The sequence below is a fragment of the Streptomyces sp. WMMC1477 genome, from assembly GCF_027460245.1.
Classification (GTDB): Bacteria; Actinomycetota; Actinomycetes; order Streptomycetales; family Streptomycetaceae; genus Streptomyces.
In genome coordinates this window covers 5,159,962-5,174,142 of sequence record NZ_JAPZBD010000003.1, presented here as the reverse complement: position 1 = coordinate 5,174,142, position 14,181 = coordinate 5,159,962, and the positions used below count along the sequence as shown (strand labels likewise).

Here is a 14,181-nt window from a genome sequence, read left to right as displayed (position 1 = left end):
ATGTCGTATGTGCCACTCCTCCGGCGGCACCCCCGACCAGGGGGCGTACCGCGCGCCCGCCCCCGGCGGGCCGCGACGCACCAGGCCCCCGTCCGGAACCGGCCGGACGGGGGCCTCAGCGAAGCAACGCCCAGGGACGCACCGGCTACCGGGCGGTGAACGCCTCATACGCCTTCATGACGGTCTCCGTGGGGCCGTCCATGCGCAGCTCGCCCTTCTCCAGCCACAGCACCCGGTCGCAGGTGTCCCGGATCGACTTGTTGTTGTGGCTGACGAGGAAGACCGTGCCCGCCTGCGCGCGCAGCTCACGGATGCGCTCCTCCGAACGGCGCTGGAACTTCTTGTCGCCGGTGGCGAGCGCCTCGTCGATCATCAGCACGTCGTGCTGCTTGGCCGCCGCGATGGAGAACCGGAGCCGGGCCGACATGCCGGAGGAGTAGGTGCGCATGGGAAGGGTGATGAAGTCCCCCTTCTCGTTGATCCCGGAGAACTCCACGATCGAGTCGTAGCGCTCCCGGACCTCCTCCCGCGACATGCCCATGGCCAGCCCGCCGAGCACCACGTTGCGCTCGCCGGTGAGGTCGTTGAGGAGCGCGGCGTTGACGCCCAGCAGGGAGGGCTGGCCGTCGGTGTAGACCTTGCCGCGCTCCACGGGCAGCAGCCCGGCGATGGCCCGCAGCAGGGTCGACTTGCCGGAGCCGTTCGAGCCGATCAGCCCGATGGCCTCGCCCCGGTAGGCGGTGAAGCTCACGCCCTTGACGGCGTGCACCTCGCGCACCCGGCTGCCCGGGCTGCGGCGGAGTATCCGGTTGAGCGCGGCGGTGGCGCTGCCCCGGCCGCCGCCCCCGCCGTACACCCGGTAGACGATGTGCACGTCGTCCGCGATCACGGTCGGCGTCCGCGCGGCCTCCGGCCCCACGCCCACCGTGTCCGTCGGGTTGGTCGGTTCAGCCACGGCCATACCGCTCCTCGGCCTTCCAGAAGTAGACGAAGCCCAGCCCGCCGGCGAGCAGCGCCCAGCCGAGCGCCAGCAGCCACGGATACGGGGGCAGATCGGCGTACGTGTAGTCGTCGATCAACGCGAAGCGCATGAGGTCCATGAAGACCGCGGCAGGATTGGCCGCGGCGAGGTCGGCCGCCCACTCCGGTGCGTTCGCCCGCTCGGTCATCATGTAGTGCAGCGGGAACATCACACCCGATCCGTACATCCACGTCCGCAGGATGAAGGGCATGAGCTGCGCCAGGTCGGGAGTGTTGCTCCCCAGCCGGGCCATGATCAGGGCGACGCCGCTGTTGAAGACGAACTGCAGCAGCAGGACGGGCAGGACGAGCAGCCAGGACCACGCGGGCAACTGCCTGAAGGCCAGGAGTACGGCCAGCAGGACGAGCATGGAGTACAGGAGCTGCTGGAGCTGCTGGAGGGCGAAGGAGACGGGCAGCGACGCCCGCGGAAAGTGCAGGGCTCGGACCAACCCCAGGTTGCCGGAGATCGACTTCACGCCCGACAGCACCGACTGCTGGGTGAACGTGAAGACGAAGACACCGATCACCAGGAAGGGAACGTAGTTCTCGCCTCCGCCCGGCACTCCCTGGCGCGCCCCGAGGAGCACTCCGAAGATGAGGAAGTACACCAGCGCGTTGAGCAGCGGGGTGGCGACCTGCCAGAGCTGGCCGAGCTTCGCCTGGCTGTACTGGGCCTGGAGCTTGGCCCGGGAGAAGGCACCGATGAAGTGCCGCCGGGCCCACAGCTGCCGGACGTACGCGGGCAGGGAGGGCCTCGCCCCGCTGACGGTCAGGCCGTACTTGGCCGCCAGCTCTGCGGGGGTCAGCCCGTCATCGGGGGAGGGCGGCGCGTTCACGGCGACCGCACGATCGTGTGCTGACTCGCTCACGGGGAAACTTACGTCCTCTTGTGTAAAAGGAATCGGGTGCTGATGTTCTCAGACCCGAGCTTGTCAGATGACGGGAGGTCGCCCCAGCCGGGTCATGCGCCACACCGTACGCCAGCGCAGAGGGCGGCGGGGACCGCACGGAGTGCGCCAGCCCTCGCGGAAACCGCCCAGCCAGGCCCGCAGCGCCGCCCGGGACGGCCGACGGGCCAGCGTGAGCAGAATCCACACCCCCAGGTAGACGGGGACGAGGAGGGCGGGCAGGAGCCGACGGGCCAGCCAGACCCGGTTGCGCGCCACCATGCGGTGGTAGACGGCGTGCCGGCTGGGAGCGGTCGTCGGGTGGTGCAGGACGAGGTCGGCGCGGTAGACGATGTCCCAGCCGGCGTCCAGGGCCCGCCAGGCGAGGTCGGTCTCCTCGTGGGCGTAGAAGAAGTCGTCCGGCAGGCCGCCCACCTCGCGGACGACGGCCGTGCGCACCGCGCTCGCGCCGCCGAGGAACGTGGTGACGCGGGAGGAGCGCAGCGGGTCGGCGGCGCGCAGCCGGGGCACGTGCCGCCGCTGGGTCTCGCCCGTGTCGGGGTCCGCGATACGGAAGCTGACGATGCCGAGTTTCGTGTCCTCGGCGAAGGCCTCCCGGCACAGCCGGGCGGTGTCGGTGCGCGGCAGCAGCCCGTCGTCGTCGAGGAAGAGGATGACGTCGACGTCCCGTCCGCCGGGGCCGAACGCCTCGATACCCGCGTTGCGTCCGCCGGGGATGCCGAGGTTCTCCGGCAGTTCGACGGTGCGCAGGCCGCCGGGCGGCTTCGGCAGCCGCGGCAGGGGGGCGCCGTTGCCGACGACGACGACCTCGACGGGCTCGCCCTCCTGCCGTGCCACGGACTCCAGCAGGGCGCGCAGCTCCTCGGGGCGGTCGCCCATGGTGAGGACGACGGCCCCGAGTCGCGGGGGGCGTCCGGCGCCGCTCATCGCAGCCTGCTGGAGGCGAGGACGGACACCAGGTGCAGGACCGTCTGCAGGACGGCGATGGCGGCCAGCACCGCGACGCCCAGCCGGGTCCAGAACAGCCCGCCCGCGGCGGCGTCGACGACGGCGACGAGCAGGATCAGCAGCGAGGCCTCGACGCCGCCCACCAGCCGGTGGAACTTCAGCGCGGCCGCCGCCCGCCGGGCCACGGCCAGGCCGGAGGAGCGCGGCACGGCGGCCTCGTCCCGGACGGCGGAGAGCCCGCTGCGGGCCCGGGCGACGTCCACCAGGTCCGTCTCGGCCTTGATGAGGATGGCGCCGAGCGCGGCCATGCCGCCCAGGAACGCCCACATCCAGTTCGCCCCGCCCTCGGTGCCGAAGAGGTCGGCGGCGCGCAGGCCGAAGCCGGTCAGCAGGGCGGCCTCGGCCAGGTAGTGGCCCACGCGGTCGAGGTAGACGCCGGTGACGGAGGTCTGCTGCCGCCAGCGGGCGATCTCGCCGTCCACGCAGTCGAGCAGCAGGTAGAGCTGTATGAGGAGGGCGGCGAGGATCGCGCCGCCGAGGCTGGGCAGCAGGAGTGCCGCACCGGCCAGCACTCCGGCCACGACCATGAGGTAGGTCAGCTGGTTCGGGGTGATGCGGGTGTTCACCAGGTACCGGTCGCACCGCAGCGAGAGCTCCCGCATGTACAGGCGCCCGGCCCAGTGTTCACCGCTGCGCCGGTCCTTGACCCCCTCGGGGTGTACGACCGGCCGGAGTTCAGCTACCGATGGCTTTGGCATAGTCGGCGTACGCGTCCCTGATCTGGTCGGTGGACAGGTCGAGGTGCTCGAGGATCGTGTAGCGGCCGGGGCGCGTCTGCGGGGCGAACTCCACGGCCTTGACGAACTCCTCCACACTGAAGCCGATGTCCTGCGGGAGCACGGGCTGACCGTGGCGGCGCAGGACCTGGGCCATCAGCCCGGCGTCCTCGGCCGCGCCCCGCAGGTGCATGGCGAAGGCCGCGCCGAGGCCGCACTGCTCGCCGTGGCTGGCGGCCCGGCGCGGGTAGAGCAGGTCGAAGGCGTGGTTGATCTCGTGGCAGGCGCCGGAGGCCGGGCGGCTGTCGCCCGCGACGGACATCGAGATGCCGGTGAGGACCAGGCCCTCGGCGAGGACGGTGAGGAAGCCGTCGTCGTCGATGTCGCCGGGGTGCCGCAGCACGGCCTCGCCGGCCTGCCGGGCCATGGCGGCGGCCAGCCCGTCGACCTTCTCGCCGGTCACCCGGTGGGAGAGCTCCCAGTCGGCGACGGCGGAGATGTTCGAGATCGCGTCCCCGATGCCGGAGCGGACGAAGCGCGGGGGCGCCTGACGGACGACGTCGAGGTCGATGACGACGGCGATCGGGTTGGGCACGCCGTAGGAGCCGCGGCCCGCGTCGTTGTCGAGGGTGGCGACGGGCGAGCACAGGCCGTCGTGGGAGAGGTTCGTGGCGACGGCGACGAGCGGCAGCCCGACGCGCGCCGCGGCGAACTTCGCACAGTCGATGATCTTGCCGCCGCCGAGCCCGACGACGGCGTCGTAGCGGCCCGACTTCATGGCGTCGGCCAGTTGTACGGCGTCGTCGAGCGTGCCGCCGCCGACCTCGTACCAGCTCGCGCCGGGCAGAGCGGGGGCGAGCCGCTCGCGCAGGGCCGCGCCCGAGCCGCCGCTGATGGCGACGGCGAGCTTGCCCGAGGCGGCGATGCGCTCGTCGGCGAGGACGCAGCCGAGGTCGTCGATCGCCCCGCGCCGGATGTCGACGACGACCGGCGAGGGGATCAGCCGGGTCAGTACTGGCACGCGATCTCCCGGCCCTTGGCGAGGTCGTCGTGGTTGTCGATCTCGACCCAGCGGACGTCGCCGATGGGCTCGACGTCGACGGTCACCCCGCGGTTGACGAGCTCCTGGTAGCCGTCCTCGTAGTAGAGGTCCGGGTCCCGCTCGAAGGTGGTCTTCAGGGCGTCGGCCAGCTCCTCGGCGGCCTCACCCTCGATGAGGGTGACGCCGATGTACTCGCCGGTGGCCGAAGCGGGGTCCATCAGCTTGGTGATCTTCTGGACGCCGCCGCCGTCGCCGGTGACGACCTTCATCTCCTCGTCCGCGAGCTGCTTGACGGTGTCGAGGGCGAGGATGATCTTCCCCTTGCCGCGGGCGGCGAGCAGGGTCTTCTCGACGGAGACGGGGTGGACGGTGTCACCGTTGGCGAGGATCACGCCCTGCTTGATGACGTCCCGCGCGCACCACAGGGAGTAGGCGTTGTTCCACTCCTCGGCCTTGTCGTTGTCGATGAGGGTCAGCTTGACGCCGTACTTCTCCTCCAGCGCCGCCTTCCGCTCGTAGACGGCCTCCTTGCGGTACCCGACGACGACCGCGACCTCGGTGATGCCGACCTCGGCGAAGTTCCCCAGGGTCAGGTCGAGGACGGTGGTCTCGCCGTCGACGGGCACCAGGGCCTTGGGAAGCGTGTCGGTGTAGGGACGCAGACGCCGTCCGGCGCCGGCGGCCAGCACGAGGCCGATCATGCGGGTACTCCTGTCTCGTCGTGAACTGCGGGCGCCGCGGAGGACACCCAGAAGCGGACGCTCTCGGTGAGCACCGCGCACGCCACCAGCCCGGTGAGGGCTGTGAGCGCCAGGGGGAAGCCGGTCGCGCCGGACCACAGGGCGGAGGCGAGGGCGACCAGCACGGTCCGCCCCTCGTGCCCGCCGACCGCGCGGACGAGCACCGGAGGCGGCGCCCCGGTCCCGCCGCGGATGCGGTACACCGTGTCGTAGTGATGGTAGGCGACGGCGGCCACCAGCCCGAAAGCCGCCGGCAAGGCGCCGTTCACCTCCGAGCGGGCGGCGAGCACGAGGACCGTGCCGTACTCGGCCGCCCGGAAGAGCGGGGGCACCAGCCAGTCGAGCGCCCCGGTCAGCGGACGGGCGACGGCCCAGCCGGACAGGAGGGCGTAGCCGCACGCGGCGAGGGCGGGCCACCAGCTTCCGGCCGGGGCCCACAGCGCGGTGCCCAGGACGAGGGCCGCGGCGGCACCGGCCCACACCGGGGCGGACAGCGGGGGCCTCGCGGTCCGGGCGGCCAGGGTGGCGAGGGGACCGCTGTCCGCCAGGTCGGCCAGGGCCCGCGCGGCGCGCTCGGTGCGCCGCGCCCGCCGCGTCACCGAGCGCAGGGCCCGTCCGGCGGTGGTGTAGCAGCCGGCCAGAACGCAGCCCGCGATGAGCACGACGAGGGTGGTGCGGGGTGTCGTCAGCGCGGTGAGGACGGCGATCAGCGCCCAGCGTTCGCCGATGGGCAGCACGATCATGCGCCGGGCCCACACCGTCCAGCCGACCGCGTCCAGCCGGCCGGAGAGGGCCGCCGTGGGGCTGGTGTTGCCCGTCGCGTCGTGCTGGGCCTCGGTGAAGGAGAAGTCGACGACGTGCCGCACGGTCTGGACGACCATGGCGGCCAGCGCGAGCCCCCACACGTCGTCGCCGCCGCGCGCGGCGCCGAGCGCGAGCCCCGCGTAGAAGGCGTACTCCTTCGCCCGGTCGAAGGTCGCGTCCAGCCAGGCGCCCAGCGTCGAGTAGCGCAGGGCGTAGCGGGCGAGCTGGCCGTCGGCGCAGTCCAGGACGAAGGACGCGAGGAGCAGCGCCCCGGCCGCGACGAACCCGCCCCTGGTACCGGTGGCCGCACAGCCGGCGGCCAGGAGCGCGGTCAGCAGGGACGCCGTGGTGACCTGGTTGGGGGTCAGCCCGCGGCGGGCGCACCAGCGGGCGACGTAGCGCGAGTAGGGGCTGACGCAGAAGGTGGTGAAGAAGCCGTCGCGGGACTTCACGGCCGAGCGCAGCCGCACGGCCTCCTCGTCCACGGCCTCGGCGCGCTCCCGGGCGGCGGCGGTCGCGGCCGCGTCGGCGGGCACCGCGGCGACGAGGGTGCCCAGCTCGGGCCGGTGCACGGGCTCGCCGTCGGCGTCCAGCAGGGCGGCGAGACGGTCCGGCAGCGGGCTCGGCCCGTCCGCGAAGGACTCGCCCGCGGTCTCGGCGGCCGCCACGGCGCGGGCCAGCCGGCTCCGGACGGCCGGCTGGGCGGTGACGGCACCGGGGACGGCGGCGGCCGGGAAGCGGGAGTCGGTCAGGCCCAGGCGGAGGCTGTGCAGGTTTCCGGTGAACCGGTGGTCGACGACGGCGACGCGCTCGCCCGGCGCCGCGGCGGCGAGCAGCGCGGCGATCTCGCCGGCCCCGGCGGCGGCGCGCACGGTGAACCCGAGCGACCGCAGATGCGCCTCGAGCGGCGATCCGACGGCCGGCTGACCGGTGAGAATGGCGGTCGACAGACGAACTCACTCCTTGGCAGCGTTTCCCCGTCCGGGCTCCGGCCGGTGCCGGACCGTGGCACGGCAGGGCACACGGGCGCCCCTTCACCTGTTCGGGGCAGCGCCTCGCGCAGAGGCTATCCGATAGCCGGAGGCCGCTGTTCATCGCAGATTCACCCCCGGGGTCTTGTGCACGCGACGAACGGGTCGCGAACCGGCGCCGGGCCCCGCGCGGCACAGCCCTCTCACGGCACCCCCTCCCGATGGCCACAACACCCCTGCACCGGCGTCCTCGCTGGTCACCGACGCTGACAAAGCCGCAGGTCATCGCATATGACAACGGGTTTCAGCGCCGCGTTGCACATACCCCCCGCCCGTAGTTCACTGGACGCTCGTGGGCGGCGGTCCCGCCGTCCGCGGTCGCACACGGGAGGCTGGGTTCACATGGGCGCGGGCCATCATCACGGCGGACCGCCGACAGGCGGCGGCACGGCCTCGAACGCCCACCGCGGGCGCCTGCTGACGGCACTGGTGATCGCTCTCGTCCTGCTGGTGGTGCAGATCGCCGGCGCCTGGTTCACCGGCTCGCTCGCCCTGCTCGCCGACGCCGGGCACGTGGCCACGGACGCCACCGGCATCGCGGTCGCGCTCACCGCCATCCACTTCGCCAACCGGCCCGCGGCGGGGCGGCGCACCTTCGGGCTCGCCCGGGTGGAGATCCTCGCGGCCCTGTTCAACTGCCTGCTGCTGCTCGGCGTCGGCGGCTACATCCTGGTCGAGGCCGTCGAGCGGCTGCGCGAACCGGCCGAGGTGCCGGGCGTCCCGACCGTCCTCGTCGGCCTGCTGGGCCTCGCCCTCAACCTGGTGTCGCTGGCCCTGCTCATGCGGGGCCAGAAGGAGAGCCTGAACGTGCGCGGCGCCTTCCTGGAGGTGCTGGCGGACGCCCTCGGCTCGCTGGCCGTGGTGGCCGCCGCGCTGGTCATCGTCGTGACGGGCTGGACCCGTGCCGACGTGATCGCCTCCCTCGTCATCGCGTTGATGATCGTACCGCGCACGGTGAAGCTCGCCCGGGAGGCGCTGGACGTGCTGCTGGAGGCGGCCCCGAAGGACGTGGACGTCGACGAGGTGCGGCGCCACATCCTCGACGTCGACGGCGTGGAGGGGCTGCACGACCTGCACGTGTGGACGATCACCTCGGGGCTGCCCGTGCTCTCGGTCCACGTGGTGGTGGACGACGACGTCCTGGACGCCGGCGGCCACGACCGCGTCCTGCGCGCCCTGCGGGACTGCCTGGGCGACCACTTCGACGTCGAGCACTGCACGTTCCAGCTGGAGCCGCACGGCCACGCGGAACACGAGGCCCGGGTCTGCCACTGACGAGATCGCCAACTGGCGGCGCCGGGGCCCCGTCCAGCGATATAAAGGCCCATATGAGCAACGACACCGCGGCACCCATCATGCTGGAGCTCGTCGACGAGCAGGGCACGACGATCGGCACGGCGGAGAAGCTCTCCGCGCACCAGGCGCCGGGGCGGCTGCACCGGGCGTTCTCGGTCTTCCTCTTCGACGAGGACGGCCGGCTCCTGCTCCAGCGCCGGGCTCTGGGCAAGTACCACTCCCCCGGCGTGTGGTCCAACACGTGCTGCGGGCACCCCTACCCCGGGGAGCCGCCGTTCGCCGCCGCCACGCGCCGCGTCCAGGAGGAGCTGGGCGTGGCCCCGGCCCTGCTGGCCGAGGCCGGGACGGTCACCTACAACCACCCCGACCCGGCCTCGGGGCTCGTGGAGCAGGAGTACAACCACCTGTTCGCCGGGCTCGTCCGGGCGCCGCTCGCCCCGGACCCGGAGGAGGTCGCCGAGACGGCGTTCGTCACCCCGGAGGAGCTCGCCGTCCGGCACGCCAGGGACACGTTCTCGGCGTGGTTCATGACCGTCCTGGACGCCGCCCGGCCCGGCATCCGCGCCGCCGTCGGCAGCCGCGGCGGCTGGTGACCCTCGCGCGGCTCCACACACTGGCGGGCGGGGCGCCGGCCGCACGGCGGTTCCGCCGACCGGTGTGCGGCGTTCCCCGCCCTGATCCGCCGGACGGGCCTCAGCGCTCCGCCAGCGGCAGGGCGGCCCACACGACCTTGCCGCCCACGGCCGTCTGCTCGACGTCGCAGACCCCGCCGTACTCGGCGACGACCGCCTTCACCAGCAGCAGCCCGCGCCCGCCGAGGTGCTCCTCGGCAGGGTCGGACACCAGCGCCTTGGGCCGGTAGGGGTGGCCGTCCTCGACGGCCACCCGCGCCCATCCGTCGCCCAGCGAGACCTCCACTCCGAGCTGCGGGGACAGCAGGGCGGCGTGGCGGACGGAGTTCGTCACCAGCTCGGAGACGATGAGCATCAGCCCGTCGAGGTGGTCCGGCGGCACGGGCGCCCGCTGCCGCCGGATCAGGTCGCGCACGGCGTGACGCACCCGCGGAACCGAGGAGTCCAGCGCGGGGGCGGTGAACCGCCAGGCTCCTTCGTAAGCCACGCCGCCCTGCGGCGGTGGCTGCAGGGCTCTCCCGCTGCTCTCCATCGTGATCGGCACCCGCCCTCTTCTCCCTGTCGGGGTGCGGCCCGTCGCACCGGGCGGGCCGCCTGTTCCCTTCGAGTGTTGACCCACGCCGTTACCCAAGGGCAACCTGCCGCAAATTGGCCTTTTTTGTTTCCCTATCCACCCTTTCCATCCGGAACGACGACGAGAAAGACCGGAAGCGATCGAATTTCGGGGCATCCGGGCCGCATGCCCAGATTCGTACCCAAGTCCGGGGATTCCCCTTCCGGGCGGAGTGGCCCGCACAACCCGCACGCCTCCCCCGCCGAGGCGGGGCATAACATCCGGGCATGGAGTCAGGTCTGCTGTGCACGGTGTCCGACGCCGTCGCGACCGTGCGTCTGCACCACCCCGCCAAGCGCAACGCGATGACGGCGGCTATGTGGCGGGAGCTGCCCGTGACCCTGGACCGCCTCGCCGCCGACCCCGGGGTCCGCGCCCTGGTGCTGACCGGCTCGGGTGACACCTTCTGCGCCGGGGCGGACATCGCCGACCTGCGCGGGGACAGCACGCCGCAGGGCCTCGCCGTGGCCGCCGAGGAGGCCCTGGCCGCCTTCCCCAGGCCGACGGTCGCCGCCGTCCGCGGCTTCTGCGTCGGCGGCGGCTGCCAGCTCGCCGTCGCCTGTGATCTGCGGTTCGCCGCCGAGGACGCCCGGTTCGGGATCACCCCCGCCAAGCTCGGCATCGCCTACCCCGCCTCCTCCACGCGCCGGCTGGTCGGGCTCGTCGGCCCGGCCACGGCCAAGTACCTGCTCTTCTCCGCCGAGCTCATCGACTCCGGCCGGGCCCTGCGCACCGGGCTGCTGGACGAGGTCCTGCCCGAGACGGCACTCGACGGCCGCGTGACCGCCTTCACCCGCGCCCTCGCCGGGCGCTCCCGGCTGACCCAGGCGGCGGCCAAGGAGTTCGCGGCCGGGCCGGTGCCGCCGGAGCGGGCGGCCCACTGGCAGCGCGAGTCCGAGGCCAGCGGGGAGGCGCAGGAGGGCGTGGCCGCGTTCCTGGAGCGGCGCACCCCGCGGTTCACCTGGCCCGCGACGTTGGACGGCGGCCCGGACACCGGCCCGGGAAACCCGGGCCTGACGGGCCTAGCCAGATAAGCAAGCGCTCAGTAGCGTGTCGGCATGACGACACTCCACGAGCGTGCCGGGCGACGCTGCCACAACGTCCTCAACCCGCTGCACTCCACCGTCTACTTCGCCCCCGAGACCCGCGAGGAGATGGGCGCCCTCGGCCTCACCGACTGGTCGTCCGCCTACTTCGCCGGCCGCTCCGCCGCGCTCGGGGCCGTCGGCCCCGGCACCGTCGCCGCGACGTTCTACAGCTTCAGCTACGACCTCATCGCACGCCACCTGCCCGCGGCCTGGGAGACGGCCACACCGGGCCAGGTCCTCGACGCCCGGCTCCGGGCGGCCGACCGCAGCCTGCGCCGGCTCCTCGGACCCGAGGCCATCGCCTCCCCCGAGCTCGCCGAGGCCGCCACGCTCGCCCTGCACGCCACCGAGGCCTGCGAGCGCGGCGCCCGGCCGCTGTACGCCGCGCACGCCGACCTGCCCGTGCCGGAGGAACCCCACCTCGCCCTGTGGCACGCCGCCACCCTGCTGCGGGAGCACCGCGGCGACGCCCACCTCGCCGTCCTCATGGGCGCGGACCTCCCGGGGCTCGACGCACAGGTCACCCACACCTCCTCCGGCAAGGGCATGAGCCTCAAGTGGGCGCTCGAGACCCGCGGTTACACCCAGGACGACTGGAGCGCGGCACAGGAACGGCTGCGCGCCCGGGGACTTCTGGACGCCGAGGGAGAACTCACCGACGAGGGCGTCGCCCTGCGCCGCGAACTGGAGATCGAGACCGACCGCAGGGACCGCGCCCCCTACGAACACCTCGGCGCGGCGGGCGTGGAGCGCCTCACCGAGCTGGGCACCGTCTTCACCGGCGCCGTGATCGGGGCGGGCGGCTTTCCCGGCGACCTCATCGGCGGCTGAGCGGCCACGGCCACGGCGGGGGTTCCCCGCGCCGTCACGGCGGCCTGCCACAATGCGGGGCGTGACCGCAACGACCCAGTCCATCGAAGCCAGGATCGCCGACGAGCTCGGCGTCGCCGAACGCCAGGTCAAGGCCGCTGTCGACCTTCTCGACGGCGGCTCGACCGTGCCGTTCATCGCCCGCTACCGCAAGGAGGCCACCGGCACGCTGGACGACGCGCAGCTGCGGACCCTCGAGGAACGGCTGCGCTATCTGCGGGAGCTGGAGGAGCGGCGCACCGCCATCCTCGACTCCGTGCGGGAGCAGGGCAAGCTGGACGACGCCCTGGAGGCGCGCATCCGCGCGGCCGAGTCCAAGGCCCGGCTGGAGGACATCTACCTGCCCTACAAGCCCAAGCGGCGCACCAAGGCGCAGATCGCCCGCGAGGCGGGCCTGGAGCCGCTGGCGGAGGGGCTGCTCGCGGACCCGACGGTGGCGCCCGAGGCCGCGGCCGCCGCGTTCGTCGCCCCGGAAGGCGGGGTGGCCGACGCGGGCGCGGCGCTGGAGGGCGCCCGGGCCATCCTCACCGAGCGGTTCTCCGAGGACGCCGACCTGATCGGTGAGCTGCGCGAGCGCATGTGGCGGCACGGGCGGCTGACGGCCAGGGTGCGGGAGGGCAAGGAGGAGCAGGGCGCCAAGTTCGCCGACTACTTCGACTTCGCCGAACCGTTCACCGACCTGCCCTCGCACCGGGTGCTGGCCATGCTGCGCGGCGAGAAGGAGGAGGTGCTCGACCTCGCCTTGGAGCCCGAGGCGGCCGAGAGCACCGAGGCGACAGGCCCCGGGCCCTACGAGCGGGCCATCGCGGCCCGCTTCGGCATCGTCCACCGGGGGCGCCCGGCGGACGACTGGCTGGCGGGGACGGTGCGCTGGGCCTGGCGCACCCGCGTCCTGGTCCACCTCCAGATCGACCTGCGCACCCGGCTGCGGCAGGCCGCCGAGGACGAGGCCGTCGGCGTCTTCGCGGCCAACCTGCGGGATCTGCTGCTGGCGGCCCCGGCGGGCAGCCGCACCACGATGGGGCTGGACCCGGGGCTGCGCACCGGGGTCAAGGTCGCCGTCGTGGACGCCACCGGGAAGGTCGCCGCCACGGCGACGATCTACCCGCACGCCCCCGCGCGCAAGTGGGACGAGTCCCTGGCCACCCTCGCCGAACTGGCCCGGGCGCACGGGGTGGAGCTGATCGCGATCGGCAACGGCACCGCCTCCCGCGAGACGGACAAGCTCGCCGCCGACCTGCTCGCCCGCGAGCCCGGGCTGGGGCTGACGAAGGTGATGGTCTCCGAGGCCGGGGCTTCGGTGTACTCCGCCTCGGCGTTCGCCTCGCAGGAACTCCCCGACCTGGACGTGTCGCTGCGCGGTGCCGTGTCCATCGCGCGCCGCCTCCAGGATCCGCTGGCCGAGCTGGTCAAGATCGACCCGCGCTCGATCGGCGTCGGCCAGTACCAGCACGACCTGTCCGAGGTGAAGCTCTCCCGCTCGCTGGACGCCGTCGTCGAGGACTGCGTGAACGGCGTCGGCGTGGACGTCAACACCGCATCCGCGCCCCTGCTCTCCCGCGTCTCCGGGATCGGGGCCACGCTCGCGGAGAACATCGTCTCCCACCGGGACGCCAACGGACCCTTCGGCAGCCGCACCGCGCTCAGGTCCGTGCCGCGCCTGGGCCCCAAGGCGTTCGAGCAGTGCGCGGGCTTCCTGCGCATCCGGGGCGGGGAAGACCCGCTGGACGCCTCCAGCGTGCACCCCGAGGCGTACCCGGTGGTGCGGCGGATGGCGCGGGCCGAGGGCGGTGACGTCACGACCCTCGTCGGCAACACCAAGGTACTGCGCTCCCTGAAGCCCGCCGACTTCGTGGACGAGGCCTTCGGTCTGCCCACCGTCACCGACATCCTGGCCGAGCTGGAGAAGCCGGGGCGCGACCCGCGGCCGGCGTTCCGCACGGCGGCGTTCAAGGAGGGCGTGGAGAAGATCGGCGACCTCCGCCCCGGCATGGTGCTCGAAGGCGTCGTCACCAACGTGGCGGCGTTCGGGGCGTTCGTGGACGTCGGCGTGCACCAGGACGGCCTGGTCCACGTCTCGGCCATGTCGAAGACCTTCGTCAAGGACCCGCGCGACGTCGCCAAGCCCGGGGACATCGTCAAGGTGAAGGTCCTGGAGGTGGACGAGAACCGCAAGCGCGTCTCGCTGACGCTGCGGCTGGACGACGAGCCGGGCAAGCCCGCCGGGGAGCGGCGGGGCGGCCGCCAGGCCGGTGTCCCGCAGCGCCGGGAGGGCGGCGAACGCCGCGGGCAGCGCGGCGGCCGCAAGGACGGCCGGCGCGAGGGCCGACGCCAGGACGCGCCGCCCGCCAACGACGCGATGGCCGACGCCCTGCGCCGCGCGGGCCTGGCCTGACGGCGCCCGGTCCGG

13 protein-coding genes are annotated in these 14,181 nt (G+C 73.5%); 5 read left to right on the top strand and 8 right to left on the bottom strand.

The features are described from left to right. Positions 1 to 145: 145 nt before the first annotated feature. The 7 genes from O7609_RS22675 to O7609_RS22645 form a co-directional block, all read right to left on the bottom strand. Positions 146 to 961, bottom strand: a complete 816-nt coding sequence (locus tag O7609_RS22675; RefSeq protein ID WP_269735147.1) for an ABC transporter ATP-binding protein — start codon at positions 959 to 961, stop codon at positions 146 to 148. After that, positions 948 to 1,892 (bottom strand): ABC transporter permease, encoded by a 945-nt coding sequence (locus O7609_RS22670; RefSeq protein ID WP_269735148.1) that lies wholly within the window; start codon positions 1,890 to 1,892, stop codon positions 948 to 950. The genes O7609_RS22675 and O7609_RS22670 overlap by 14 nt, the downstream gene beginning before the upstream one ends. A 63-nt stretch (positions 1,893 to 1,955) precedes the next feature. Beyond that, positions 1,956 to 2,858 carry a glycosyltransferase family 2 protein gene (locus O7609_RS22665; protein WP_269744144.1) on the bottom strand — a complete coding sequence of 301 codons (903 nt, stop codon included), beginning with the start codon at positions 2,856 to 2,858 and terminating at the stop codon, positions 1,956 to 1,958. Next, the gene (locus tag O7609_RS22660; protein WP_269744143.1) at positions 2,855 to 3,637 is read right to left on the bottom strand and encodes a CDP-alcohol phosphatidyltransferase family protein; all 783 of its coding nucleotides are present in this window, start codon (positions 3,635 to 3,637) and stop codon (positions 2,855 to 2,857) included. Before O7609_RS22660 ends, O7609_RS22665 begins: the two co-directional genes overlap by 4 nt. Further along, positions 3,615 to 4,676, bottom strand: coding sequence for an iron-containing alcohol dehydrogenase family protein (locus O7609_RS22655; RefSeq protein ID WP_269735151.1), 1,062 nt, complete (start codon positions 4,674 to 4,676; stop codon positions 3,615 to 3,617). The genes O7609_RS22660 and O7609_RS22655 overlap by 23 nt, the downstream gene beginning before the upstream one ends. Then, on the bottom strand, positions 4,664 to 5,398 hold the full coding sequence (locus O7609_RS22650; RefSeq protein WP_269735152.1) for a phosphocholine cytidylyltransferase family protein: 735 nt from the start codon (positions 5,396 to 5,398) through the stop codon (positions 4,664 to 4,666). The genes O7609_RS22655 and O7609_RS22650 overlap by 13 nt, the downstream gene beginning before the upstream one ends. Then, positions 5,395 to 7,191 carry a DUF5941 domain-containing protein gene (locus O7609_RS22645; RefSeq protein ID WP_269744393.1) on the bottom strand — a complete coding sequence of 599 codons (1,797 nt, stop codon included), beginning with the start codon at positions 7,189 to 7,191 and terminating at the stop codon, positions 5,395 to 5,397. Before O7609_RS22645 ends, O7609_RS22650 begins: the two co-directional genes overlap by 4 nt. Before the next feature lie 423 nt (positions 7,192 to 7,614). Here O7609_RS22645 and O7609_RS22640 point away from each other — a divergent pair, with 423 nt between their 5' ends. After that, positions 7,615 to 8,547: a cation diffusion facilitator family transporter gene (locus O7609_RS22640; RefSeq protein ID WP_269744142.1), complete on the top strand. Its 933-nt coding sequence runs from the start codon at positions 7,615 to 7,617 to the stop codon at positions 8,545 to 8,547. A 53-nt stretch (positions 8,548 to 8,600) separates the two neighbouring features. Beyond that, positions 8,601 to 9,161: an isopentenyl-diphosphate Delta-isomerase gene (gene idi, locus O7609_RS22635; protein WP_269744141.1), complete on the top strand. Its 561-nt coding sequence runs from the start codon at positions 8,601 to 8,603 to the stop codon at positions 9,159 to 9,161. Positions 9,162 to 9,261: 100 nt separating this feature from the next. Here idi and O7609_RS22630 read toward each other — a convergent pair whose 3' ends face one another. After that, positions 9,262 to 9,732: an ATP-binding protein gene (locus O7609_RS22630; RefSeq protein WP_269737155.1), complete on the bottom strand. Its 471-nt coding sequence runs from the start codon at positions 9,730 to 9,732 to the stop codon at positions 9,262 to 9,264. A 308-nt stretch (positions 9,733 to 10,040) separates the two neighbouring features. Between O7609_RS22630 and O7609_RS22625 the strand changes: the two genes are divergently transcribed. The 3 genes from O7609_RS22625 (at position 10,041) to O7609_RS22615 (ending at position 14,166) form a co-directional block, all read left to right on the top strand. Continuing rightward, positions 10,041 to 10,847 carry an enoyl-CoA hydratase/isomerase family protein gene (locus O7609_RS22625; RefSeq protein WP_269735155.1) on the top strand — a complete coding sequence of 269 codons (807 nt, stop codon included), beginning with the start codon at positions 10,041 to 10,043 and terminating at the stop codon, positions 10,845 to 10,847. Positions 10,848 to 10,871: 24 nt separating this feature from the next. Continuing rightward, a complete protein-coding gene (locus O7609_RS22620; RefSeq protein WP_269735157.1) occupies positions 10,872 to 11,732 on the top strand; it encodes an SCO6745 family protein in 861 nt (286 codons plus the stop codon). A gap of 61 nt (positions 11,733 to 11,793) precedes the next feature. Beyond that, on the top strand, positions 11,794 to 14,166 hold the full coding sequence (locus O7609_RS22615; RefSeq protein ID WP_269744140.1) for a Tex family protein: 2,373 nt from the start codon (positions 11,794 to 11,796) through the stop codon (positions 14,164 to 14,166). Positions 14,167 to 14,181: the final 15 nt, after the last annotated feature.